Here is a 24,487-nt window from a genome sequence, read left to right on the forward strand (position 1 = left end):
TTAGTTTGAATGATATTTAACGTAGGCTTCCAAGGTATTTTCAATCAGGCTTGCAACCGTCATAGGGCCGACACCACCAGGTACTGGGGTGATCCAGCCTGCACGTTGCTCAGCAGTTGGGTAATCTACATCACCAATGAGCGTGCCGTCAGTTTGGCGGTTGATACCCACATCGATCACGATAGCTCCAGGCTTAATCCACTCCCCAGGGATAAAAGCTGAAATTCCGACGGCGACCACAAGCAGGTCGGCGCGCTCCACGTGAGATTGCAGATCTTTGGTAAATTTATGGCAGCTAGTAACGGTACAGCCAGCAAGCAATAGCTCCATAAACATAGGACGGCCAACAATATTTGATGCCCCTACAATAACCGCATCAAGTCCTTTTATTGGGCGTTTAGTTGACTCAATGAGGGTCATTATGCCCTTAGGGGTACAAGGGCGTAGTGCTGGTATACGCTGGGCCAAGCGACCAATGTTGTAAGGATGGAAACCGTCTACATCTTTGTGCGGCAAAATACGCTCTAGTACTTGTTCTTTATCTAGGCCCGCAGGCAAAGGTAGCTGCACTAATATGCCATCAATTTCTTCATCAGCATTTAACGAATCGATCAATTCGAGTAATTTTTGCTGTGAGGTAGTTGATGGTAAATCGTAAGATTTAGAAACAAAACCAACTTCTTCACAGGCTCTGCGCTTATTAGCCACATAGACATGAGATGCTGCATCGCTTCCTACTAATACAACTGCTAATCCTGGGGGGCGTTTACCCGAAGAAATAATAGATTCAACATGAGACCCAACGTGCTGACGCACCTGTTGAGCAATTAATTTACCATCAATTTTTTGAGCAGGCATAGTTTAAAGTAACTGAAAGACTAGGGGCCAGTATTGTCACATAATGTGCCAGATTCAACAATCCGACTTAGACGAATTTGTAAATAGTATCGAATCTACTTGCTCCATCGCATCATCTAAACAAATATATGCACATAATTGTTCAGTAAGACTTTACAAAGGTGTGTGATTTGGAACTCTCTCCAGTAGAAATATTTGGCTATTGTGCGTCAGCAGTCATAGCTTATTCATTAACGCGAAGTTCAATTGTAAGGCTGCGCTGGTTTAATCTGGTCGGTGCGTCATCGTTTTGCTTGTATGGCATTATTATTCAAGCGTATCCAGTGGCGATACTAAACGGCTTTATAACCCTGACAAATCTGTTTTTTCTACGGAGGTTGTTATTTGATGTTGAGCGCCAGTTTTCTGTGCTTGCGGTTAGTCGTCCGTCAAATTATGTAGATTTTTTTCTCGATTACCATCAGCAAGAAATTAAACATCTATTTCCTCGTTTCATGAAGGTGTCTTCAGCTCCACAGCGAGAATACTTTTTTCTAACCGAACGGACCGAAGTAGTGGGAATGCTTTCAGGGTTTGTTGAGGAGAATGGCAATTTTGTGGTCGATTTCGATTTTGTGATCCCAGCTTATCGCGATTGTCATCTCGGAGAATATGTTATTGGTAAGGGGCAACAACTATCAAAACAGTTTGGTTTTAACGAAATTGTGGCACTTGCTGACAGTTATGAACACGAAAACTACTTAAGTCGCATCGGATTTAGCCCGAAAAAGAACGGTAGATGGACTTTTGATGGCGAAAGGTAAGTGGATTTTTCAAGGTAATGAAGTAAATTAGATTGAGTGGGGTGATATCGCAGTTTGCTTAGTGCAAAAGAAACTACCAATAAAATGAACGAATAGTGCACATTTTGTTTGAACGATAGTCAAATTGCTAAAAAAAACAGCAGTCAGTAAATTTCTTTTAAAAAAGTGTTTGACGACAGAAATACATCTGTTTACTATGCGCTCCCCGTTGAGAGACAGAGAATAACTCTTCGGGGTAATAAGTCGGTGAGTAGCGCAGCTTGGTAGCGCACTTGGTTTGGGTCCAAGGGGTCGCAGGTTCGAATCCTGTCTCACCGACCACTTTCTCTAATATTGTTCGAGATTCGTAGAGCGCCCGTAGCTCAGCTGGATAGAGCACCCGCCTTCTAAGCGGGTGGTCGCAGGTTCGAATCCTGCCGGGCGCGCCATGCGAACCTGGCAACAATGTTAAACTTTGGTGGGCGTAGCTCAGTTGGTAGAGCCCCGGATTGTGATTCCGGTTGTCGTGGGTTCGAGCCCCATCGTCCACCCCACTTGCGGAAGTGGTGAAATTGGTATACACGCTGGATTTAGGTTCCAGTGCCTTAGGGCGTGAGAGTTCAAGTCTCTCCTTCCGCACCATCTCTTTTTATTCCTAGTTAATATCCTATATCCCTCAGATTTTTTAGTTAGCAATCCCATTGGTTTTAATTTTTTGAATTAAACTATTTCGCATTTCGACTCGACTTAAAGTAGCTGTATCGCTATACTGCTGCGTCTTTTTTATCCGGTTAGACGAGAAGATAACTAGTTCAACTCGTGATTGTATGAGTGGATTGAGTTTACCTTAGTCTTATCCCACCGATAAAAAATAACCATCAAAAATTTTATAAATGCGCAGACGAGCGCAAAGTTGAGGTAGAAGAATGCAAGTTTCCGTTGAGACGACTCAAGGTTTAGAACGCCGTCTTACCATCACTGTTCCTGCAGAATCAATCGATTCACAGGTTAAGTCTCGCTTACAACAGTTAGCAAAGACCCAACGTATTAATGGATTTCGCCCAGGCAAGGTTCCAGTAAGTGTTATTAAAAAGCGTTATGGTCAAGCCGTGCGTCAAGAAATTGCTGGCGAAGCAATGCAGCGCAACTTCTATGAAGCTATCGTTCAAGAAAAAATTACCCCAGCTGGTATGCCTAACTTCGAAATGAAGACTGACGTAGACGGACAAGACCTAGAGTTTGTTGCTGCGTTTGAAGTGTATCCTGAAGTTGAAGTCAAAGACGTTGAGAAAATCGAAGTAGAGAAGCCAGTGGTAGAAATTACTGACGCTGATCTTGAAACGATGATGGAAACTTTACGTAAACAACACGCTACGTGGAAAGAAGTTAAGCGTAAGTGTAAGAAAGACGACCGTGTAACGGTTGACTTCGTTGGTACGATTGACGGTGAAGAGTTTGAAGGCGGTAAAGCTGAAAACTTCGAACTAGAAATGGGCAAAGAGCGCATGATCCCTGGTTTCGAAAAGCCAATCGTCGGAGCTAAAACCGGTGACGAGGTTGTTGCGGATGTCACTTTCCCTGAAGATTACCACGCAGAAGCACTGAAAGGTAAAGAAGCCCAATTTAAAATTACCGTGAACAAGGTAGAAGGCCTTAGCCTTCCTAAAGTTGACGAAGAATTTGCTAAATTGTTCGGTGTAGAAGACGGCAACGTTGAAGCACTTAACACTGAAGTACGCAAAAACATGCAGCGTGAACTTGAGCAAACATTGAAAGCCAATGTTAAAGAGCAAGTTATCGAAGGTTTGCTTGCAAACAACGAAATTGAGTTGCCTAAAGCGTTAGTTGATCAAGAAATCAATGCCCTTCGCGAGCAAGCTAAGCAACGTTTCAGCCAGCAGCAGGGCGGTAATGTTGATAATCTTCCTGAGCTTCCAGCTGATTTGTTCCAAGAAAATGCTCGTAAGCGCGTTTCAATCGGCTTGTTACTTGGTGAAGTCATCAAAACTGAAGAGCTAAAAGTTGATTCGGCTAAAGTTGATAGCTTGATCGAAACAGCAGCATCTGCGTACGAAGATCCTCAAGAAGTGATCGAGTACTACAAAACTAACGATGAGTTGATGCAACAAATGCAAAATGTCGCGTTAGAAGAGCAAGCTGTTGAAGTGCTTCTTAGCAAAGCAAATGTGAAAGAAGTAACCAAAGCGTTTGATGAGATCATGAACAAACAGGCGTAATTTGCCCTTTGTTAATTGACTTATCTAGTCTGCAACTGCTTAAATGCTCGGTAAATACCGAGCATTTTTATTTGTGAAGAAAATATATGATGAATACACCGTTTGATCCTACAAATGCATTAGTACCTATGGTGGTTGAACAAACCGCTAAAGGTGAGCGCTCTTATGATATTTATTCACGCTTACTGAAAGAGAACGTCATTTTCATGGTTGGCCAGGTTGAAGACCATATGGCTAACCTTATTGTTGCCCAGATGTTATTTTTGGAAGCTGAAAATCCGGAAAAGGATATTTTCCTTTATATCAATTCCCCTGGCGGTTCTGTTACCGCAGGTATGGCAATTTACGACACAATGAATTTTATCAAGCCCGACGTTAGCACTGTGTGCATCGGTCAGGCTGCGAGTATGGGGGCGTTTCTATTGTCTGGTGGTACTAAAGGTAAGCGTTACTGCTTGCCCAACGCTCGTGTCATGATCCATCAGCCTCTGGGCGGTTTCCAAGGTCAGGCGTCTGATTTTGAAATTCATGCCAAAGAAATACTGTCTATTAAAGAGAAGATGAATCGTTTGATGGCAGAGCACACCGGTCAGGACTATGAAAAAGTAGCCCGTGACACTGACAGAGATAATTTCTTGAGCGCACAGGAATCTGTGGACTATGGTTTAGTAGACCAAGTGTTGGCAAATCGTCCAGATGCCAGCAGCAGTGACGCTAAGAAGTAATTAGTTATTGTTGATTTTGTTTAGCACGCTATTGCAAGGATTCTCAAAGCAGCGTGCTAGGTCAACCAAAGAAGAAGAGATAATAGATGAGTGATAAGCAAAGCGGAGATGGCGATAACAAGCTACTTTATTGTTCTTTTTGTGGGAAAAGCCAGCATGAAGTGAGAAAGCTCATTGCAGGCCCATCGGTTTTTGTTTGTGATGAATGCGTTGAATTGTGCAATGACATTATTCGCGAAGAGATCAAAGAGATCGCACCTAAACAAAAGCAAGATGAACTCCCAACGCCCAAGGAGATTCACAGTCATCTTGACGATTACGTTATAGGCCAAGAACATGCCAAGAAAGTCTTGTCTGTTGCGGTATATAATCACTACAAGCGTTTACGAAACGGCGATGTGCACGATGGTGTTGAGCTGGGTAAAAGTAACATTTTGCTTATGGGCCCTACAGGTAGTGGTAAGACCCTGCTGGCTGAAACGCTAGCGCGATTATTAGATGTACCCTTTACGATGGCTGATGCCACCACATTGACCGAAGCGGGTTATGTAGGTGAAGACGTAGAGAACATCATCCAGAAGTTATTGCAAAAATGCGATTACGATGTAGAGAAGGCGCAACGCGGCATCGTTTATATTGATGAAATTGACAAGATTTCTCGAAAGTCAGATAACCCTTCTATCACGCGTGATGTGTCCGGTGAAGGTGTGCAGCAAGCTTTGCTTAAACTGATTGAAGGGACAATAGCTTCTGTGCCTCCTCAGGGTGGTCGCAAGCATCCCCAGCAGGAGTTTTTGCAGGTTGACACCTCTAAGATTCTGTTTATCTGTGGTGGCGCTTTTGCAGGGCTTGATAAAGTCATTGAACAACGTGCCCACACGGGAACGGGGATTGGTTTTGGCTCTGCGATCAAAGATACTAGCAATAAGTCGAAAGAAGGCGAGCTACTTAAAAAAGTTGAGCCAGAAGACTTGGTCAAATATGGCCTTATTCCAGAGTTCATTGGACGCTTGCCGGTACTTACCAGTCTTGAAGAGCTAAGCGAAGAAGCGCTCATTCAAATATTGCGTGAACCGAAAAACTCACTGACTAAACAATATGCCGCCTTATTCTCTCTTGAAGATACAGAGTTAGAGTTTAGAGATGACGCCTTACAAGCTATCGCTAAGAAAGCGATGTCGCGTAAAACAGGGGCACGCGGTTTACGTTCGATAGTTGAAGCTGTGTTGCTCGATACTATGTATGAGCTGCCTTCTATGTCTAATGTGAGTAAGGTGGTGGTAGATGAAACCGTTATCCGCGGTGAATCTAAGCCTATTCTCATTTATGATAGTGCGCCGGATAAAAAATCTATCTCAGAATAAATTCGCATTAAAGATTGTAAAGGCTCCTTCGGGAGCCTTTTTGTTTTCTATTATCAGATTTATCTCCTATCTTCCCTCTCATCTTCACGGACACACTTTTTTCGCTTCACTTTTTATGCTCTATTAGAGGTATAGAATGAACAGCTAATGAGGTTAGTTTCAGTTTTTCGTTTGAACTTTTTGTGCTAAGCCCCATATACAATTTCATTGCGAAAATTTTCCTTTTTATTACACGAGACAATATATGACCAAAGAGAATGTTGATTACACAGAAATGCCGGTGCTGGCATTACGTGATGTGGTGGTTTATCCGCATATGGTTATTCCCTTATTTGTCGGTCGCGAGAAGTCGATACGTTGCTTAGAAGCGGCGATGGATAAAGACAAACAAATATTTTTAGTTGCCCAAAAAGACGCCAGTACTGATGAGCCTCAGACTGACGATATTTTTACGGTCGGAACTATAGCTACAATTTTACAATTGCTAAAACTGCCAGATGGCACGGTGAAGGTCTTGGTAGAGGGAAATCAGCGCGCACAAATCGTCGATTTTGTCAGTTCTGAAGATTTCTTTGTCGCTAATATTTCTAATAAAGAAGACCTAGAGGTAGAAGAGAACGAGCAGGAAGTGATTATTCGCTCGGCTATTTCACAATTTGAAGGATACGTGAAGCTCAACAAGAAGATTCCACCTGAGGTTCTGACATCGTTAAGTGGAATCGAGCAAGCTGCTCGACTCGCCGACACCATGGCAGCGCATATGCCGTTAAAGTTGGCTGAGAAGCAAAAAGTTTTAGAGATGGATCAAGTGAATGATCGTCTTGAGTATTTAATGGCGTTAATGGAAAGCGAGATCGATTTGCTTCAGGTAGAGAAGAAGATCCGCACGCGTGTTAAAAAGCAAATGGAAAAGAGCCAGCGTGAGTATTATCTAAATGAGCAAATGAAAGCCATTCAGAAAGAGCTTGGCGAATTGGATGAAGCACCGGATGAGTTCGAAGCACTCAGTAAAAAAATTGATGATGCTAAGATGCCAGAGGAAGCCAAGAAGAAGGCGACTACTGAACTGAGCAAACTGAAAATGATGTCACCGATGTCAGCAGAAGCTACTGTTGTACGTAGTTACATTGACTGGCTTACCAATGTGCCTTGGACGAAGCGTAGCGCCGTTAAGAAAGACTTAGCTGCTGCTGACAAGCTTCTCGACACCGAACATTACGGTCTGGAAAAGGTTAAAGAACGAATTATCGAGTATCTAGCGGTTCAACAACGCGTCAGAAAACTCAAAGGACCGATCTTATGTTTGGTCGGCCCTCCTGGAGTGGGTAAAACATCTCTTGGGCAATCCATTGCCAAAGCAACGGGGCGTAAATATGTTCGGATGGCGCTTGGCGGTGTCCGTGACGAAGCAGAAATACGTGGTCACAGACGGACTTACATCGGCTCTATGCCAGGTAAGTTGATCCAGAAAATGGCTAAGGTGGGGGTGAAAAATCCACTGTTTTTGCTTGATGAAATCGACAAAATGTCTTCTGACATGCGTGGAGACCCATCTTCAGCGTTATTGGAAGTGCTTGACCCTGAGCAAAACAGTACGTTTAGTGATCACTACTTAGAAGTTGATTACGATTTGTCTGACGTCATGTTTGTTGCTACTTCGAACAGTATGGACATTCCTGGTCCGCTGTTGGACAGAATGGAAGTAATTCGTTTATCTGGTTATACAGAAGATGAAAAGTTAAATATCGCAACGCGTCATTTGCTTGATAAGCAAATCAGCCGTAATGGTTTGAAAAGCAAAGAGTTAGTGATCGAAGAATCGGCGATCATTGGTATGATCCGTCACTATACGCGTGAAGCGGGTGTACGTAGTTTAGAGCGTGAAATCTCTAAAGTGTGCCGTAAAGCGGTGAAAAATATTTTACTCAATAAAGGCACTAAAACCGTTACCGTCACAGAGAAAAACTTATCTGAGTACTTAGGTGTGCAACGCTTTGACTATGGCAAAGCAGAGGATAACAATCAAATCGGCCAGGTTACAGGCTTAGCCTGGACCCAAGTCGGCGGTGAGTTGTTGACCATTGAGGCAACTTCTGTGGTAGGTAAGGGGAAAATGACGTCTACCGGCTCGCTAGGAGATGTCATGCAGGAGTCGATACAAACAGCTATGACAGTCGTTCGCAGCCGAGCTGAAAAATTGCGTATTAACAGTGACTTTCACGAAAAGCGCGATATCCATGTTCACGTGCCTGAAGGTGCAACACCGAAAGACGGCCCAAGTGCGGGGATTGGCATGTGCACAGCATTAATATCTGCACTTACGGGTAACCCTGTGCGCTGTGACGTTGCCATGACCGGTGAAATTACCCTGCGTGGTGAAGTGCTGGCGATTGGTGGGTTGAAAGAGAAATTATTAGCGGCGCATCGTGGCGGAATAAAAACAGTTATCATTCCAAAAGAGAACGAACGTGATTTACAAGAGATCCCAGATAATGTAAAACAAGATTTGTCGATTCACCCAGTACGCTGGATTGACGACGTTTTAGAGCTGGCATTGCAAGAAAATCCCGAACGTTTTAGCCTCGAAGAGCCAACTAAGGGTAAAAAATAACCATTTAACGCTGGTTTTTTTGTTTTTTTTGGAAAATAGGGCTTCACACAGCAATAAGTTGTGGTAGCCTTTATCCCAGTTTCGCTTTAGGCCTTGTCACAAAAGGGATTGCGGCGATATCTAGAAAGTTAAAATTTTGTGAATATATGCTTGAAGTTCGAATTTAAGCTTGGTATAACGTTTTTCGCATTTTTGTTTTGCGGAAATTCATATAATAACAATTGAAGGGGATCATATTGTGAATAAGTCTCAACTTATCGACCAAATCGCTGCGAGTGCAGACATTTCTAAAGCAGCTTCAGGACGTGCACTAGATGCATTGACTGACGCAATCACTGCAGCACTTAAGGAAGGTGATCAAGTTGCTCTTGTTGGTTTCGGTACTTTCTCAGTACGTGAGCGCGCTGCTCGCAGTGGACGTAATCCACAAACTGGCGAAACGATTCAGATTTCTGCAGCTAAAGTTCCGTCTTTTAAAGCGGGTAAAGCCCTAAAAGACGCTTGTAACTAAGCTCAGCTTTTCCATTAAAAAGGCGATGATTTATCATCGCCTTTTGTTTATCTGCTGTTAATTATGATTACGTTTAATATATAATCCTGCCTCTTTAGGTCAACACGCCCTAATCATTAGTAAACATTCAGCTTATCTAAAGCAACTCATTTGGAGTTAAAAACGAACATGTTGGAAAGAATCAGAGAAGGAACCCAAGGCAAATGGGCCATGGCTATCCTAGGATTGGTTATTTTAAGTTTTATATTCGCCGGTGTCGGTAGTTATATCAATTCGTCTGCCGAAACGGCAGCGGCTAAGGTCAACGATGATACGATATCGCAAGCCGACTTAGAGCGCGCTTATCAGAACGAGCGCGGTCGCATGGAGTCACAGTATGGTGAGGCATTTGCAGCCTTAACTGCTGACAGCGCTTATTTACAACAATTTAGGCAGGGCGTTTTAGACCGTCTGATTGGCGATAAACTGATTGAACAAGCAGCTGTGGATTTAGGCTTACGCGTGAGCGATGCACAAATTAAACAAGCTATTGTAGCGATGCCTGAATTTCAATTTGATGGCAAATTCGATAATGAACGCTATTTAGCCGTTTTACGTCAAGCTGGTTTTCAGCCTAATGAATTCCGTGATTATATGCGCGTAGACATGACAAGGCGTCAGCTTTCCAACGCACTTTTAGGCTCTGAGTTTACTCTTCTCGCGGAAACAACTGAGGCTTATAAACTTCAACAGCAAACACGCGATGCTCGCTATTTAACCGTTCCTGCTGATATGTTTAAAGACGACGTATCCGTATCGCAAAGCGATGTTGAAAATTACTACCAAGCAAACATTACTCAATTCGATACGCAGCAACAAGTGAGTTTGGCGTACGTTGAACTGTCAGTAGATGACTTATTAGCCGACATAGACGTGTCTGAAGATGAAGCTAAGCAATATTACGAGCAAAATATTCAAGACTTTAGAACCCAAGAAGAGCGTCGAGCGTCACACATTCTGATTGAGTTTGGCGACGATCAACAAAAAGCTCAACAGCAAGCTGAAGATATTTTGGCTAAAATCAATAATGGTGAAGATTTTGCGGAATTAGCGGAAGCGTTTTCTAACGATACCTTCAGTGCTGAAAATGGTGGCGATTTAGACTGGTTCACTACGGGAATGATGGACCCTGCATTTGAAGATGCTGCTTTTGCTTTGCAAAATGTTGGTGATGTGTCAGACGTGGTAGAAAGTGAATTTGGTTTTCATATAATCAAATTAACAGATGTTAAACCTGAAGAAACCAGCCCGTTTGCAGATGTTAAAGAAGATGTTATTGCCAAACTTAAAGCGGAACGTGCTGAAGAAGAGTTTTACGCTAAACAATTACGTATGGCTGAAGTGGCGTTTGAAACACCTGATACGCTTGATGAAGTTGCAGCCATTGCAGAGGTTGACGTTAAAACCACGGTCATGTTTAGCCAAGATGGCGCGCCACAAGCAGTTAACTATCCCAATGTGGTATCCCAAGCCTTCTCAGACGAGCTAATTAACGACCAAGTTAACAGTGACGTAATCGAGCTCGGTGACAATCATGTTATGTTTATCCGTGTCGCAGACTACGAAGCTCAGCGCACTAAGTCACTTGATGAAGTGTCAGTTGAAATAAACGATATATTACTAGCTGAACAAGCTCAGCTGGCTGCTAAAACGTGGGCTGAAACGGTATTGTCAGATATGCAATCAGAGCAGGATGTTACAGATAAATTGCAAACCAAAGGAATTGATTGGCAGGAACAAAAAGCACTGACGAGAAATGCGCCACAAGTTTCACCATCAATTGTCACCGCCTTGTTTAAACTAACAGATGGCGAAGACACAAATGGGCAAGTTGTTGAACTGTTAAATGGTGATGTCGCTTTGGTTCAATTACTTCAGGTCAACGAAGGTGCTGATTTACCCAGTTCTGATGCAGTCGCATTACAAAATCGGTTAACCACCATGCGCGCACAGTTTACCTATGGTGAATTTGTTAATGCGTTACGTGAGCAAGCTGACGTAGAAATATATTAAGTTTTTTCAAAATAAAAAAAGGAGCTTCGGCTCCTTTTTTATTGACTATTTTATGTGCTTGTTAACCACAGCATCACGGTATAGAACGAGGCAATAACCGCTGAGAACACTAATATGTAGATGAACCCTTGTTTTCCTTGGCGTAAAGAAAACCCCCGCAGCCTAAGGTAAGCAAACCACAGCAAGCATAAAATCAATGGGAGTAAAAAAAGTAGGCGTAACACCATTTCTCCTTATTATTGGCTTTCTTGACGCTATCATAAACAGTTTACACTCTTGAATATACGGCAATCTAAATATGCTTGAGATTGTAAATCGCAAAATTTTTTCTATGACGCAGATTAATTTTGTGATTTGTTGGGCTTTTGCTGAGGAAACGCATATAATCCGCGCGAATTTTTAATCGCAATTTTATAATTTGTAATCGGAGACCAATCATGGCCTTAGAACGTACTTTTTCAATTATCAAGCCAGACGCAGTAGCTAAAAATGTTATTGGCGCAATCTACAACCGTTTTGAAAGCGCAGGCCTACGCATTGTTGCTTCTAAAATGGTTCACCTTAGCAAAGAGCAAGCGGAAGGATTCTATGCTGAGCACAGCGAGCGTCCTTTCTTTGGTGCTTTGGTAGAATTTATGACATCTGGTCCGGTTATGGTTCAGGTTTTAGAAGGCGAAAACGCAGTCGTTAAAAACCGTGAAATCATGGGCGCCACTAATCCAGCTGAAGCATTAGCGGGCACGTTACGTGCTGATTACGCAGCATCGATTGATGAGAACGCTTGTCACGGTTCAGATGCGCCTGAATCTGCAGCACGTGAAATTGCTTATTTCTTCTCTGACGAAGAAATTTGCCCTCGCACTCGTTAATTTAATTAACGCCGGTAAGTAAGGGAGCCTAGGCTCCCTTTTGCGATCTAAATGCGCTACAACGCCTAACAAAATGGTAGTTTTCGCATAAAAAATGTACACTAGTTTCTTTTATTTGAGGTACCCCGTTTCATGTCACAAGTGATGTCAGCAAAACCGACTAAAATCAATTTACTTAACTTCAACCGAGCGGGTTTAAGGGAGTATTTTAGTTCGATTGGTGAAAAGCCATTTCGTGCTGACCAAGTGATGAAATGGATATATCAGGCAGGCGTGTCTGATTTTGATCAAATGACTAATTTGAATAAAGCGCTACGCGAAAAACTTAAAACACAATGTGAAATCAAAGCCCCTGAAATTGCCTATCAGCAAGGCGCTACCGATGGCACGATCAAGTTCGCACTTCGCTTAGAAGGTGGGCAAGAAGTAGAAACTGTTTGGATCCCAGATGCTGATCGCGCGACCTTGTGCGTGTCCTCGCAAGTGGGCTGTGCGCTAGAATGCACATTCTGTTCAACTGCTCAGCAAGGGTTCAATCGTAATTTGAGCGTAGCAGAAATCATCGGCCAAGTATGGCGAGTGGCAACGACAATAGGCTTGTCGAATGACAGCGCTAAACGACCGATCACTAATGTGGTCATGATGGGAATGGGAGAGCCTTTACTCAATTTAAAGAATGTGGTTCCCGCTATGGATTTAATGTTGGACGATCTAGCCTTTGGGTTGTCAAAGCGCCGGGTGACACTTAGTACGTCTGGTGTGGTACCTGCTTTAGATATGCTAGGTGATCAAATCGATGTGGCACTAGCTATTTCGTTACATGCCCCAGATGACAAATTGCGTGATGAAATTGTGCCAATTAACAAGAAGTATCCAATTCAAGAGTTTTTGGCAGGCGTTCGCCGTTATCTCGCTAAATCAAATGCTAACCAAGGCAAAGTGACGGTTGAGTATGTCATGCTAAACGGTATTAACGACAGTACTGATCAAGCACACGCCTTAGCCAAGGTTTTGGCAGATACACCCAGCAAAATTAACCTCATTCCGTTTAACCCTTATCCCGGTTCACCTTATAACCGTTCAAGTAATTCGCGAATAGATCGCTTTGCTAAAGTACTATCAAGTTATGGATTGATGGTTGTTGTGCGTAAAACACGTGGTGATGATATAGATGCTGCTTGTGGCCAGTTAGTAGGAGATGTGGTGGACAGAACCAAACGAATGTTGAAAAAACAGATGAAGGGTGATGAAATTTCGGTGAAAATGCAACATTGAGTATTAACCGAGTGATTGCTATGAAACTTTTTCGCTGTTTTATTGTTGTTTTAATATTTGGGTTAAGCGCTTGTGCTAGCCAAAATAGCGGCACCGCAGTAGACGATTTTGATAAACAAAAAGCAGCAAAAACTCGTTTATCATTAGGGCTTACTTATTTGGAAAATGGTAATTATAGTCAAGCTAAGTTCAATCTTGATAAAGCATTGGCGTTCGCGCCTAACTTAGCAGATGTGCATTATGGCATGGCATATTATTATCAGAACGTTGAAGAGCCCGAATCAGCGTCTAAGGCCTATCAAAAAGCCATCAGTTTAGCGCCTAAAAACGCCGACATCGCTAACAGTTATGGCGCGTTTTTGTGCTCACAAGGTGATTATGAACAAGCCAAGGAGTATTTCTTTAAAGCCCTTAATAGCGATGTTTATAACTCATCTGCAGAGACATATGAAAATCTAGCATTGTGCAGTCAAAGCCAAAATGCATTTGACGATGCTATCGGCTTTCTTAAGGACGCGTTAAATCATCAACCAGGTCGAGCGAAAAGTTTATTTTTATTAGCTCAGGTTCAATTACAGGCGAACCGATTCGCCGCAGCCAGAGATAGCTTACGACGATATGAAAAAGTCGCTTCTGTTTCAGCACAAAGCTTATGGTTAGCAGTCAAAATAGAAGAGGGGGCAGGTGCCCCGAAACGAGCGACAGATTATGCCAATATGTTACTCAGCTTGTATCCTGACTTTCAGCCAGCAAGGGATTATATTAACGGTATCGACGTAACTAGTGCGCCTGAGCCGACGGTCAATACACCTGAAGTTAAGCCTCAAAACGATGCGCTGAAGGTCGGCTTGCCGTCTAATCAGTATCACGTTGTTACAGCAAAAGAGAATCTTTATCGCCTTTCTCTGCAATATAACGTTAAGATGAAGAAACTAATGGAATGGAATGATATTTCAGATCCTGCCTCTATCTACATTGGGCAAAAGTTAATTGTCGTCGAGCCTAAATAGCCATCAAAATTAATTGTAAATATAAGAGTAGCGTTATTTAAATGAGTGAAGAAGTACAACATGTGGAAGAGCCTAAAGTACAGGGTCCTGGTCCTGTATTAAAAGCTGCGCGTTTAGAAAAGGGATTGACGGTGGAACAAATCGCCAGTCGGATTCACTTAAAACCAAGCTTGGTCAGTGCATTAGAAGATGATGTATACGACCAAGGTATTTCGATGACCTTTATTAAGGGATATCTTAAGCTTTATGCACGTCAGGTCGATGTATCTGAAGCGCAAGTGCTCGACGGCCTAGACAACCTAGATACCCATAAAAAAGAACCCGCTAAATTGCAAAGCTTTTCCCGTCGCGTCGCCCATCAAGCTAATGACGACAAGCTGATGTTAGTTACCTATCTTATTTTAGCGGTCGTTGTCGCCTTGGTGGTAGTTTGGTGGTTTCAGCAAAGTGATAACGATAAGATTGACATCTTAGATACCCCAGCCATACAAACAGACGCCACAGGCATCGCGCAAGATGATGTGTCACTCACTGACGAACTAGGACCTGATGAATCCGCTGCAGGTGACATCCCTGATGGCCAAGATGATGCTACGGGGAAGCTACCAAGCTCGGGAGTTGAACAACCTGAGGGCGATTTATCAACAAATTCCTTAGAGTCAATACAAGCTGAAGGCAATACTCAAACTGCTAGCGAGTCAGCTAGCAACGATGATGACAGTAATGTTGATAGCACCTTAAATGGCAGGTTAAATAGTGCGGTAAACAATACTATTGCCGAAAACACATCGGACGCGGACGATAGTCTACCCGAAGGGGCGTCAGCGACACTTGGCGAACCAGTGGACGTTGTTTTTACTTTTGCTGATGATTGTTGGGTAAGCGTTATTGATGCGACAGGTGAAACAATTGCCATTGGCGTTAAGGTTGCGGGGCGCGTAATGAACATTTCAGGCATTGCGCCGTTTGAAATTATTTTAGGGGCACCGAGCGTTGTGCAAATAAAATATGCCGATAAAAACGTCGATATGTCATTCTTAGCCCCTAATAGTACCGCTAAATTCTCGCTACCTAGGGCATAAGTCATAAACAGTTAAATTGTATGTGCTTGGCGCCAATTTCCAGCACAGGTTACACCTTATCAAATTGAGTTAGGAAACAGCATGTTTGCAGAGTCACCAATAAAACGCAGAGAATCAACCAGAATTAATGTGGGCAGCGTTCCTATTGGCGGCGGAGCCCCCATAGCCGTGCAATCAATGACCAATACCTTAACAACTGATGTTGAGGCAACGGTGGCGCAAATTAAGCGTATTGTTGCAGTAGGCGGAGAAATTGTGCGCGTGTCAGTGCCTACTATGGATGCAGCTGAAGCGTTTAAACAAATAAAGCAACAGGTGGATATTCCATTGATTGCTGATATCCACTTTGATTACCGTATCGCCTTAAAAGTAGCGGAATACGGTGTAGACTGCCTGCGTATTAATCCAGGCAATATCGGCAGCATGGAGAGAGTTCGCTCTGTGGTTGATTGTGCCAGAGACAAGGGGATTCCAATACGAATTGGGGTGAACGGTGGCTCCTTAGAAAAAGATTTACAAGAGAAGTACGGTGAGCCGACACCGGAAGCGCTGGTGGAATCTGCTATGCGCCATGTAGACATCTTGGATAAATTAAATTTCGACCAGTTTAAAGTCAGTGTTAAGGCTTCCGATGTATTTTTAGCGGTGGGCGCTTATCGTGCACTGGCTAAAAAGATTGATCAGCCATTGCATTTGGGGATCACCGAAGCCGGTGGTTTTCGCGCTGGAGCAGTAAAAAGTGCGGTTGGCCTTGGCATGTTATTAGCTGAAGGGATCGGTGATACGATCCGCATTTCTTTAGCTGCAGATCCTGTCGAAGAAATTAAAGTGGGCTTTGATATTTTAAAATCGCTACGTATTCGTTCTCGTGGGATTAACTTTATCGCCTGCCCAAGTTGTTCTCGCCAAGAGTTTGACGTGATAAGCACAGTTAACGCGCTTGAATCACGCTTGGAAGATTTATTGACCCCTATGGATGTGTCAATTATTGGTTGCGTCGTCAATGGGCCAGGGGAAGCTGAAGTCTCTGATTTAGGGTTAACGGGAGCACGGAATATGAGTGGCTTTTACGTAGATGGTAAACGTCAAAAAGAGCGCTTGTCTAACGATGACTTAGTCGACCAACTCGAAAAACGTATACGTGCCAAAGCAGCCTTACTTGATAGCAGTAAGAAAATCGACATAAAGCATCTTGGATAATAGCCAACTTAGGTAAAAAAGCGTGATAAAGCGGAGTCTTCGTTTACGTTTACCAACAACGCCCCTATAATACGGGGCTTTTCAATACTATCTAGTCAAAGAGAATTTCCTTAGTGTCTAAACAAATACAGGCAATACGAGGCATGAATGATTGCCTTCCTGAGCAGTCGGGCTTATGGCAATGGGCTGAAAAAGCGATTCGTGAAGTCGTTGCCAGTTATGGTTACCAAGAAGTCCGTACACCAATCGTTGAAAGCACCGACCTTTTTAAGCGCTCTATTGGCGAAGTGACCGATATTGTCGAAAAAGAAATGTATACCTTTGCCGATCGAAACGATGACAGTTTAACTTTACGCCCAGAAGGCACGGCTAGTGTTGTGCGTGCTGGTAATGAACATGGCTTGCTTTACAACCAGCAACAACGTTTGTGGTATATGGGCCCTATGTTTCGTCATGAACGCCCGCAAAAGGGCCGCTACCGTCAGTTTCATCAGTTTGGGGTGGAAGTATTTGGTTTAGCTGGTCCTGACATTGATGCAGAAGTGATTGCCTTGAGCGCCCGTTTATGGAAAAAGTTCGGGATTTCTGAGCAAGTAACGTTAGAACTAAACTCCTTAGGCTCTAACCAAGCGCGTGAAACCTATCGTCAAGCGCTAGTTGCATACTTACTTGAAAGGAAAGAGCATTTAGACGAAGACAGTTTACGCCGTTTACAGAGCAATCCTTTACGCGTTTTAGATAGTAAGAACCCCCAAGTGCAAGCGGCTATCACGGATGCTCCAAGCTTAATTGATTACTTAGATGCTGAATCTAAAGAACATTTTCATGCATTGTGTGAACGTTTAGACGCCTTAGGCATCCAATACCGAGTTAATCCACGTTTAGTGCGCGGGTTGGACTATTATAACCGCACTGTTTTCGAATGGGTGACTGATAGTTTAGGGGCGCAAGGCACTGTTTGTGCAGGCGGCCGTTATGATGGTCTCGTTGAACAATTAGGCGGTAAATCGACCCAAGGTGTCGGCTTTGCCATTGGATTAGAGCGTTTGGTGTTAATGCTTCAAGCAAATGGAGCAGAAGAGTTTGTCCCCTCTCCAGTGGATGTGTACGTTACTGCTATGGGAGATGAAGTTGAGCTATACGCCTTAAAAATAGCTGAAAGTTTGCGTGATGTCATGCCAGGCCTTAGAGTACAAACCCATTTCGGTGGTGGAAACTTTAAAAAGCAAATGAAGCGCGCAGATAAAAGTGCTGCCCGAGTAGCCTTAGTCTTAGGTGAAAGTGAACAGCAGGAAGCGCAGGTTAGCATTAAATTTTTACGTGAAGATAAACCTCAGATTCGAGTTGCACGCTCGGAACTTGAGTCGACGTTAAGTACGTTATTTTCACTTTAATACAAATTTAACAAAAAATTAGTCGCTGCTTATATTCAAAGTAGTGCAGCAGTGAGAGGAAGTTGCGATGGAACATTACGAAACAGAAGAACAACAAGTTGAAGCGATCAAGCGATTTTGGAAAGAGAACGGTACCGCAATTATCGTTGGTGCAGTTCTTGGCTTAGGTGGTCTTTGGGGCTGGCGTTATTACAACGATGAACAAATCGCTGCAAAAGAACAGGCTTCTGCTGCCTTTGAATCGCAAACTGCTGCTTTATTGGCAGAAGATGCTAATTTTGGTCAAGCGAAACAGTATATTAATGAAAACAGTGATACAGGTTATGCATTGTTAATGGCCTTTCAGCTTGCTCAACAAGCCATCGATCGTAAAGATCTTGGTGAGGCTGAAAAGCAGTTAGAATTTGCCGCGGCCAATAGTCAGAATGAAGCCGTAAATGCGCTTGCAAATTTACGTTTGGCTCGCGTGCAACTCGCTTTAGAGAAACCAGAGAAAGCGCTTGCCAGTGTCGAGAATATAACGGCTGCTGCGTTTAGTGCTCAGCAACAGGAAATCAAAGGCGACATTTACGTTAAACAAGAAATGTTTGATAAAGCCCGCAGTGCCTACAGCGCCGCAGTGGCAGCGAACTCAGCGAACACTGTTGTCAAAATGAAACTAGATAACCTAGCACTTGCGGCGAATGGGTAGGGAATTATACGTGAACAAAGCATTACTGCCTTTATTAGTCATTAGCACCCTTGGTTTATCAGCGTGTAGCACAGTTTCAGGCTGGTTTGCCGACGATGAAGAACTTGAAATTCGCACGCTTAAGCCTATTAACGCCGAATTTACCCCAACCACTTTATGGGATACTGAGCTGGGCGATGGCATATCGCACTACTTTTCTAGATTAAAGCCGGCTGTTGGCTATGACATGGTCTTTGCCGCGAATCGTCAAGGTAAAGTCGCGGCATTTAACAAAGATACTGGCAAAGAGATATGGCATAAAGATTATGCGGTTTACAACAATGAAGGGTTTACATCCAGTATTACCAATTTATGGTCAAGCGGCGCCTCTGCCAAAATCGCAGGTGGCCTAGCTGTCGCTTATGAAACCCTGTTCTTTGGAACAGAAAACGGTGACGTTACGGCTCTTGATGTACACACTGGCGAAGAAAAGTGGTCGGTAACCGTTAAAGGTGAAGTATTAGCCGCACCTGCAATTGATGAAGGGGTGGTTGTTATTAACACCGGCTCGGGCACCATGTTTGGGCTAGATGCTGAATCAGGTGAAGAAATTTGGTCTTATGAGTCAGATGTTCCTCCTTTGTCGCTGCGCGGTATTGCGGCACCAGTCGCTGCAAACGGTGGTGCGATCGTCGGTACTGCATCAGGCAAATTGGCAGTCAATATATTAGGAACAGGACAAACTGCCTGGGAGCAGCCTATAGGCTCTGCTACTGGGGCGACTGAGCTAGATCGTATTGTTGACATAGATAGCAAACCATTGATTGCAGGTGGCGTCATTTACGTTATTTCGTTCGATGGGAGTTTAGCGTCTGTTGAACTTCGAAGCGGTCGCACAATTTGGAAGCGAGAATACAAATCTTACCGTCGCTTGACTCAAGCTGGCAACAGCCTGTTTGTCGTTGACTCAGACAGTAACGTATACGCCCTAGATGCCAGAAACGGGATTGAGAAGTGGAGCCAAAGCGCACTGAAGAAGCGCTTACTCACAGCCGCAGAGCCTATTGGTGATTATCTAGTCGCTGGTGATAAATGGGGCTTCCTTCACTTTTTTGACCAAGCGGAAGGAAAAATTGTCGCTCGCGTAGATGTCGGCGGAGATGACGAAGATGAAAGTATTTACAGTGCCCCAGTGGTTGATGGCAACATACTGTATACTCAGACTCGTGACGGTAAGTTAGTGGCCATTCAGGTTCCCTAATTTGACCCTAAGTGACCAAGGTCACGTTATTAGTATTAATCGGCTTGGGATGTTCCTGAGCCGTTTGCGTTTTAAGGATTGTGAAATATGTTACCCGTTGTCGCCTTAGTTGGCCGCCCTAATGTGGGGAAATCCACGTTGTTCAATCGTCTGACGCGCACGCGAGACGCGTTAGTCGCGGATTTTCCTGGATTAACCCGAGACCGTAAGTACGGTCAGGCTAACTATGAAGGCTTGCAGTTTATTGTGGTTGATACCGGCGGTATTAGCGGTGATGAGCAAGGCATAGATATGGCGATGGCAAGTCAGTCTTTGATGGCGATTGATGAAGCCGATGTTGTGTTATTTTTAGTCGATGCTCGGGTCGGATTGACCGGTGCTGATCAAGGCATTGCAGAGCATTTACGTAAACAGAACAAGTCTGTTTACGTGGTGGCGAACAAGGTTGATGGTATTGATGGTGACAGTGAAAGTGCAGATTTTTTTGCGCTCGGCCTAGGCGATGTCAATCAAATTGCCGCCGCTCATGGCCGTGGAGTAAGCCAATTATTGACACATACTTTGATGCCGCTTGCTGAACAGTTCCCAGACATGCAAGTGCCTGAAGAAGAAGAGATAAGCCAAGAGCAAGATGCAGAAAATCAATTGGAAAAGCTGCTTGCATCTCCAATAAAATTGGCGATTGTTGGCAAACCTAACGTAGGTAAGTCCACACTGACTAATCGCATTTTAGGTGAAGAACGCGTGGTGGTGTATGACCAGCCTGGTACAACCCGCGACAGTATTTTTATTCCAATGGAGCGGGATGGTCGTGAGTACGTGCTAATTGACACGGCTGGTGTACGTCGTCGTAGAAGTATTTCTGAAGCGGTAGAGAAATTTTCAATCGTAAAAACTTTGCAAGCTATCGAAGAAGCTAACGTGGTGTTGTTGGTTATAGATGCGCGAGAGGGGATAACTGATCAAGATTTAAGTTTACTGGGCTTTGTGCTCAATTCAGGACGTTCATTAGTGTTAGCCGTTAACAAATGGGACGGGCTTGATAAAGATGTTAAAGAAGAAATAAAGCGTGAATTGGATAGGCGTTTAGGGTTTATTGATTTTGCCCGTCTGCATTTTATTTCAGCGCTTCATGGTACTAATGTTGGGCATTTGTTTGAGTCTGTTCAAGAGGCCTATAACAGTGCTACCAAGCGCATCAATACCTCAATGTTGACTCGTATCATGGATATGGCTCAAGCCGATCATCAGCCCCCAGTGGTCCGCGGTCGCAGAGTTAAGATGAAGTATGCTCATGCTGGTGGATACAACCCACCGATTATTGTTATTCATGGTAATCAGGTGAAAGACTTGCCTGATTCCTACAAGCGTTACATGATGAATTACTTTCGTAAATCATTAAAAGTAATGGGAACGCCAATTAAGGTAGAGTTTCGTGAAGGGGCTAACCCTTATGAGAGCAATACTAATACCATGACAGACTCACAACGCCGAAAGCGTAAAATGCTGATGCGTATGCATAAAAATAATAAGTGATTTTGATATAGCTTTATCGAGTGTCAACAGCTCACATACACCTGGCAAAAAGCCTCCTTAATGACAATTAAGGAGGCTTTTTTGTTGGTAACAGCTTTGGCTAAATTTGTGTTACTTAACCGTACTTTTTACTTCCCCATCGGCAAAACGGTTGGTGATCACATCACCTTTAGAAAGCGCGTTTTGGCTTTTCACCACCTTATCGTCTTTAAAGGTAATACTGTACCCTCGTGCTAACGTTGATAAAGGGCTGACGGTATCTAGTAAGTGGCTTGCGTTGGCGAGGGTTAATTGACGCTGCTCTAAACCGCGCTGCCAAGCTTGGGTGAGACGCTGTAATAACAGACTATGAGTTTGTTGCTGTTCTTTTAATAAGGCTTTGGGAGAAAACTGCGACAGCTTACTACTGAGGTTAATACTGGACTGCTTGGCACGCATCAATCGAGTGGCCATATTATGGGAAATAGCAGTGAGCTGGTTATCCACCCGCTGCATATGTTGGCGAAGTTGATTTTTAGGGTGATAAGTGTTGAGTTCTTGTGTTAGCGACTGCTGCTGATATTGCAGTTCCTTGAGCAATGTACGGGTATTTTTGTATAACCTGTCTCGTTTAGCCGTCAATGCGCTTAGCATTTCAATTTGTGACTGAGTGACTAATTCTGCTGCTGCCGATGGGGTAGGGGCGCGTAAATCAGCTACAAAGTCAGCAATGGTAATATCCACTTCGTGGCCCACAGCGCTCACAATGGGCAGCGCACTGTAATGAATAGCCCAAGCTACATTTTCTTCGTTAAAGCACCATAGGTCTTCTAATGAGCCGCCGCCACGCCCGACGATAAGTATGTCTACTTCATTTCGCTGATTAGCAATTTCTATCGCGCGGCAAATCTGCCGACTGGCGCTAACACCTTGCACCTGAGTAGGGTAAATAATGACTTCGACAGATGGGTTACGACGTTTTAATACCGTTAAAATATCGTGTAGTGCAGCGCCCGTCGCAGATGTTACTAAACCAATTCGGCTAATGCTGTTAGGTAATGGTTGCTTGTTTTCATTGGCAAATAAGCCTTGTGCAGAAAGAGCTTGTTTTAGCGCTTCGAACTGGCGTTTGAGTTGGCCTTCGCCCTCGGGCTCAAGATGTTCAACTATTAGTTGATAGTCACCTCTAGGTTCGTAAATACTTAAGTTGGCCCGCACCAACACTTTATCCCCTTCTTTGGGACGAAGCATGACTTTTCGATTAGCACCTTTGAACATCGCGCTTTTGATTTGAGCTCGATTATCTTTGAGGGTGAAATACCAATGTCCTGAGCTAGCAGCAACGAAATTTGATATTTCAGCGCTCAGCCAAACTTGGCCAATTTCAGATTCTAAAACCGAGCGAGCGAGGTGATTTAGCTTACTTACGGTGAAGATATTTCGGTTTGCGGGTGACGCACTAAACATAAGGCACAAAATCTTAAATAAATAATAGGAATGCAGTTTACCTGATAAGGTAAAGCCGCTACAATTGCGCCGCAATAAAAACCCATTTAACAGGTGTTGTTGCATGTTACGGATCGCTAAAGAAGCTCTTACGTTTGATGATGTGTTGTTAGTGCCCGGGCACTCAACCGTTCTCCCCCATACCGCAGATTTGAAAACCAAATTGACACGTGGTGTGACCTTAAATATTCCTCTAATTTCAGCCGCTATGGATACTGTATCCGAAGCACGTCTAGCCATTGCCTTAGCGCAAGAAGGCGGAATTGGTTTTATTCATAAAAATATGCCGGCAGAGGCTCAGGCCGATCACGTTCGTATGGTGAAAAAATACGAAAGTGGTGTGGTATCAGATCCTGTTACCGTATCGCCAAATGCGACTATCGGTGAAATAAACACGTTGAGCAAACACCACGGTTTTTCAGGGTTCCCTGTAGTAGATAAAGACAATGCGTTGGTGGGAATTGTAACAGGTCGCGATTTACGTTTTGAAAGTCGTTTAGATCAACCTATTTCATCTGTGATGACTGGCAAAGACGATTTGGTCACGGTAAAAGAAGGGGCTGACTCAGACCTAGTACTTGAATTGATGCACGAGCACAGAATCGAAAAAATCCTAGTGGTTGATGATGCATTTCGATTGACCGGTTTGATTACCGTTAAAGATTTCCAAAAAGCCGAAAGCAAGCCGAATGCCTGTAAAGACGAATTAGGTCGTTTACGCGTTGGTGCAGCCGTAAGCGTAGGTGCCGGCACTGATGAGCGCATTAAATTGTTAGTTGAAGCCGGCGTTGATGTATTGTTGATTGATACTTCACACGGTCATTCTCAGGGTGTTATCGACAGAGTAAAGAAGGTGCGTGCAGATTTCCCTGATGTTCAACTAATTGCTGGTAACGTAGCCACTGGCGCAGGAGCGAAAGCACTAGCCGATGCGGGTGTTGATGCTGTGAAAGTGGGTATTGGCCCAGGTTCAATCTGTACTACACGTATTGTAACTGGCTGCGGTGTTCCGCAAATTACCGCCGTTTCAGATGCGGTAGAAGCGCTTAAAGACACTGATGTGCCAGTTATTGCTGACGGTGGTATTCGTTTTTCTGGTGATATTGCCAAAGCGATTGCCGCTGGTGCAAGTTCAGTGATGGTGGGCAGTATGCTAGCAGGTACTGAAGAGGCTCCTGGAGAAGTCGAGTTGTATCAAGGTCGCTATTATAAGTCATACCGCGGTATGGGCTCGCTTGGTGCAATGGATCAAAACAATGGTTCCTCAGATCGTTACTTCCAAGACAGTAATAGCGCCGAAAAACTTGTGCCTGAAGGTATTGAAGGTCGCGTTGCATACAAAGGCCCAATTTCTACTATTATCCATCAGCAAATGGGTGGCTTACGCTCCGCGATGGGGTTAACGGGCTCTGCGACTATCGACGATATGCGTACTAAAGCTATGTTCGTTAAAGTAACCGCCGCAGGTATGGGCGAGTCTCACGTTCATGATGTAAGTATCACTAAAGAAGCACCTAACTACCGCTTAGGTTAATGATTAATCCCGACTATTGGGCTGGTTTTTA

General features: G+C 43.8%; 19 protein-coding genes and 4 tRNA genes. 21 read left to right on the forward strand and 2 right to left on the reverse strand.

The genetic code is table 11. From position 1 onward, the window contains the following. The gene (gene folD / locus FX988_RS18675) at nt 1–858 is read right to left on the reverse strand and encodes a bifunctional methylenetetrahydrofolate dehydrogenase/methenyltetrahydrofolate cyclohydrolase FolD (RefSeq protein ID WP_160181595.1); all 858 of its coding nucleotides are present in this window, start codon (nt 856–858) and stop codon (nt 1–3) included. Between the two features lie 170 nt (nt 859–1,028). Between folD and FX988_RS18680 the strand changes: the two genes are divergently transcribed. From FX988_RS18680 to der, 20 genes are all read left to right on the forward strand, one after another. Beyond that, the gene (locus FX988_RS18680) at nt 1,029–1,661 is read left to right on the forward strand and encodes a hypothetical protein (RefSeq protein ID WP_160181596.1); all 633 of its coding nucleotides are present in this window, start codon (nt 1,029–1,031) and stop codon (nt 1,659–1,661) included. Between the two features lie 244 nt (nt 1,662–1,905). Then, nucleotides 1,906–1,982: transfer RNA gene (locus FX988_RS18685), tRNA-Pro, on the forward strand. 30 nt (nt 1,983–2,012) lie between these two features. Next, nucleotides 2,013–2,089 (forward strand) — tRNA-Arg (locus FX988_RS18690). Nucleotides 2,090–2,118: 29 nt separating this feature from the next. After that, nucleotides 2,119–2,194: transfer RNA gene (locus FX988_RS18695), tRNA-His, on the forward strand. A 3-nt stretch (nt 2,195–2,197) separates the two neighbouring features. After that, a tRNA-Leu gene (locus FX988_RS18700) sits at nt 2,198–2,282 on the forward strand. Between the two features lie 284 nt (nt 2,283–2,566). Further along, nucleotides 2,567–3,877, forward strand: a complete 1,311-nt coding sequence (gene tig, locus FX988_RS18705; protein WP_160181597.1) for a trigger factor — start codon at nt 2,567–2,569, stop codon at nt 3,875–3,877. Between the two features lie 86 nt (nt 3,878–3,963). Then, nucleotides 3,964–4,602 (forward strand): ATP-dependent Clp endopeptidase proteolytic subunit ClpP, encoded by a 639-nt coding sequence (clpP, locus tag FX988_RS18710; RefSeq protein ID WP_007988725.1) that lies wholly within the window; start codon nt 3,964–3,966, stop codon nt 4,600–4,602. An 86-nt stretch (nt 4,603–4,688) separates the two neighbouring features. Then, on the forward strand, nt 4,689–5,966 hold the full coding sequence (clpX, locus tag FX988_RS18715; RefSeq protein ID WP_160181598.1) for an ATP-dependent protease ATP-binding subunit ClpX: 1,278 nt from the start codon (nt 4,689–4,691) through the stop codon (nt 5,964–5,966). Between the two features lie 244 nt (nt 5,967–6,210). Beyond that, entirely contained in the window at nt 6,211–8,577 is a 2,367-nt protein-coding gene (gene lon / locus FX988_RS18720) for an endopeptidase La (protein WP_160181599.1), read from the forward strand. Nucleotides 8,578–8,815: 238 nt separating this feature from the next. After that, nucleotides 8,816–9,088, forward strand: coding sequence for a nucleoid-associated protein HU-beta (gene hupB, locus FX988_RS18725; protein ID WP_006993116.1), 273 nt, complete (start codon nt 8,816–8,818; stop codon nt 9,086–9,088). A 168-nt stretch (nt 9,089–9,256) separates the two neighbouring features. Then, the gene (locus FX988_RS18730; RefSeq protein ID WP_160181601.1) at nt 9,257–11,140 is read left to right on the forward strand and encodes a SurA N-terminal domain-containing protein; all 1,884 of its coding nucleotides are present in this window, start codon (nt 9,257–9,259) and stop codon (nt 11,138–11,140) included. A 437-nt stretch (nt 11,141–11,577) separates the two neighbouring features. Further along, entirely contained in the window at nt 11,578–12,009 is a 432-nt protein-coding gene (gene ndk / locus FX988_RS18735) for a nucleoside-diphosphate kinase (protein WP_160181603.1), read from the forward strand. Nucleotides 12,010–12,141: 132 nt separating this feature from the next. Next, complete coding sequence (locus FX988_RS18740) at nt 12,142–13,284, forward strand: bifunctional tRNA (adenosine(37)-C2)-methyltransferase TrmG/ribosomal RNA large subunit methyltransferase RlmN (RefSeq protein WP_160181604.1); 1,143 nt, start codon at nt 12,142–12,144, stop codon at nt 13,282–13,284. A gap of 20 nt (nt 13,285–13,304) precedes the next feature. Then, entirely contained in the window at nt 13,305–14,294 is a 990-nt protein-coding gene (gene pilW, locus FX988_RS18745) for a type IV pilus biogenesis/stability protein PilW (protein ID WP_160181606.1), read from the forward strand. A 41-nt stretch (nt 14,295–14,335) separates the two neighbouring features. After that, nucleotides 14,336–15,376: a RodZ domain-containing protein gene (locus tag FX988_RS18750; protein ID WP_160181608.1), complete on the forward strand. Its 1,041-nt coding sequence runs from the start codon at nt 14,336–14,338 to the stop codon at nt 15,374–15,376. 81 nt (nt 15,377–15,457) lie between these two features. Further along, nucleotides 15,458–16,576 carry a flavodoxin-dependent (E)-4-hydroxy-3-methylbut-2-enyl-diphosphate synthase gene (gene ispG, locus FX988_RS18755; RefSeq protein WP_160181609.1) on the forward strand — a complete coding sequence of 373 codons (1,119 nt, stop codon included), beginning with the start codon at nt 15,458–15,460 and terminating at the stop codon, nt 16,574–16,576. A gap of 113 nt (nt 16,577–16,689) precedes the next feature. Then, on the forward strand, nt 16,690–17,970 hold the full coding sequence (gene hisS / locus FX988_RS18760; protein WP_160181610.1) for a histidine--tRNA ligase: 1,281 nt from the start codon (nt 16,690–16,692) through the stop codon (nt 17,968–17,970). A gap of 67 nt (nt 17,971–18,037) precedes the next feature. Continuing rightward, complete coding sequence (locus tag FX988_RS18765; protein WP_160181611.1) at nt 18,038–18,661, forward strand: YfgM family protein; 624 nt, start codon at nt 18,038–18,040, stop codon at nt 18,659–18,661. Between the two features lie 10 nt (nt 18,662–18,671). Beyond that, complete coding sequence (gene bamB, locus FX988_RS18770; RefSeq protein ID WP_160181612.1) at nt 18,672–19,901, forward strand: outer membrane protein assembly factor BamB; 1,230 nt, start codon at nt 18,672–18,674, stop codon at nt 19,899–19,901. 87 nt (nt 19,902–19,988) lie between these two features. Next, nucleotides 19,989–21,437 (forward strand): ribosome biogenesis GTPase Der, encoded by a 1,449-nt coding sequence (der, locus tag FX988_RS18775; protein ID WP_160181613.1) that lies wholly within the window; start codon nt 19,989–19,991, stop codon nt 21,435–21,437. A gap of 111 nt (nt 21,438–21,548) precedes the next feature. Here the strand turns inward: der and xseA are convergent, their stop codons facing one another. Then, entirely contained in the window at nt 21,549–22,883 is a 1,335-nt protein-coding gene (xseA, locus tag FX988_RS18780; protein WP_160181614.1) for an exodeoxyribonuclease VII large subunit, read from the reverse strand. Between the two features lie 103 nt (nt 22,884–22,986). Here xseA and guaB point away from each other — a divergent pair, with 103 nt between their 5' ends. After that, nucleotides 22,987–24,456, forward strand: a complete 1,470-nt coding sequence (gene guaB, locus FX988_RS18785) for an IMP dehydrogenase (protein ID WP_007990108.1) — start codon at nt 22,987–22,989, stop codon at nt 24,454–24,456. Nucleotides 24,457–24,487 lie beyond the last annotated feature (31 nt).

This window comes from Paraglaciecola mesophila, from assembly GCF_009906955.1.
GTDB lineage: Bacteria > Pseudomonadota > Gammaproteobacteria > Enterobacterales > Alteromonadaceae > Paraglaciecola > Paraglaciecola mesophila_A.

Coding starts and splice junctions, on each gene's coding strand:
- FX988_RS18765 (WP_160181611.1), top strand. CDS start 18,038: ATGGAACATTACGAAACAGAAGAACAACAAGTTGAAGCGATCAAGCGA.
- tig (WP_160181597.1), top strand. CDS start 2,567: ATGCAAGTTTCCGTTGAGACGACTCAAGGTTTAGAACGCCGTCTTACC.
- ispG (WP_160181609.1), top strand. CDS start 15,458: ATGTTTGCAGAGTCACCAATAAAACGCAGAGAATCAACCAGAATTAAT.
- FX988_RS18750 (WP_160181608.1), top strand. CDS start 14,336: ATGAGTGAAGAAGTACAACATGTGGAAGAGCCTAAAGTACAGGGTCCT.
- guaB (WP_007990108.1), top strand. CDS start 22,987: ATGTTACGGATCGCTAAAGAAGCTCTTACGTTTGATGATGTGTTGTTA.
- FX988_RS18730 (WP_160181601.1), top strand. CDS start 9,257: ATGTTGGAAAGAATCAGAGAAGGAACCCAAGGCAAATGGGCCATGGCT.
- xseA (WP_160181614.1), bottom strand. CDS start 22,883: ATGTTTAGTGCGTCACCCGCAAACCGAAATATCTTCACCGTAAGTAAG.
- clpX (WP_160181598.1), top strand. CDS start 4,689: ATGAGTGATAAGCAAAGCGGAGATGGCGATAACAAGCTACTTTATTGT.
- clpP (WP_007988725.1), top strand. CDS start 3,964: ATGATGAATACACCGTTTGATCCTACAAATGCATTAGTACCTATGGTG.
- FX988_RS18740 (WP_160181604.1), top strand. CDS start 12,142: ATGTCACAAGTGATGTCAGCAAAACCGACTAAAATCAATTTACTTAAC.
- lon (WP_160181599.1), top strand. CDS start 6,211: ATGACCAAAGAGAATGTTGATTACACAGAAATGCCGGTGCTGGCATTA.
- folD (WP_160181595.1), bottom strand. CDS start 858: ATGCCTGCTCAAAAAATTGATGGTAAATTAATTGCTCAACAGGTGCGT.
- der (WP_160181613.1), top strand. CDS start 19,989: ATGTTACCCGTTGTCGCCTTAGTTGGCCGCCCTAATGTGGGGAAATCC.
- ndk (WP_160181603.1), top strand. CDS start 11,578: ATGGCCTTAGAACGTACTTTTTCAATTATCAAGCCAGACGCAGTAGCT.
- pilW (WP_160181606.1), top strand. CDS start 13,305: ATGAAACTTTTTCGCTGTTTTATTGTTGTTTTAATATTTGGGTTAAGC.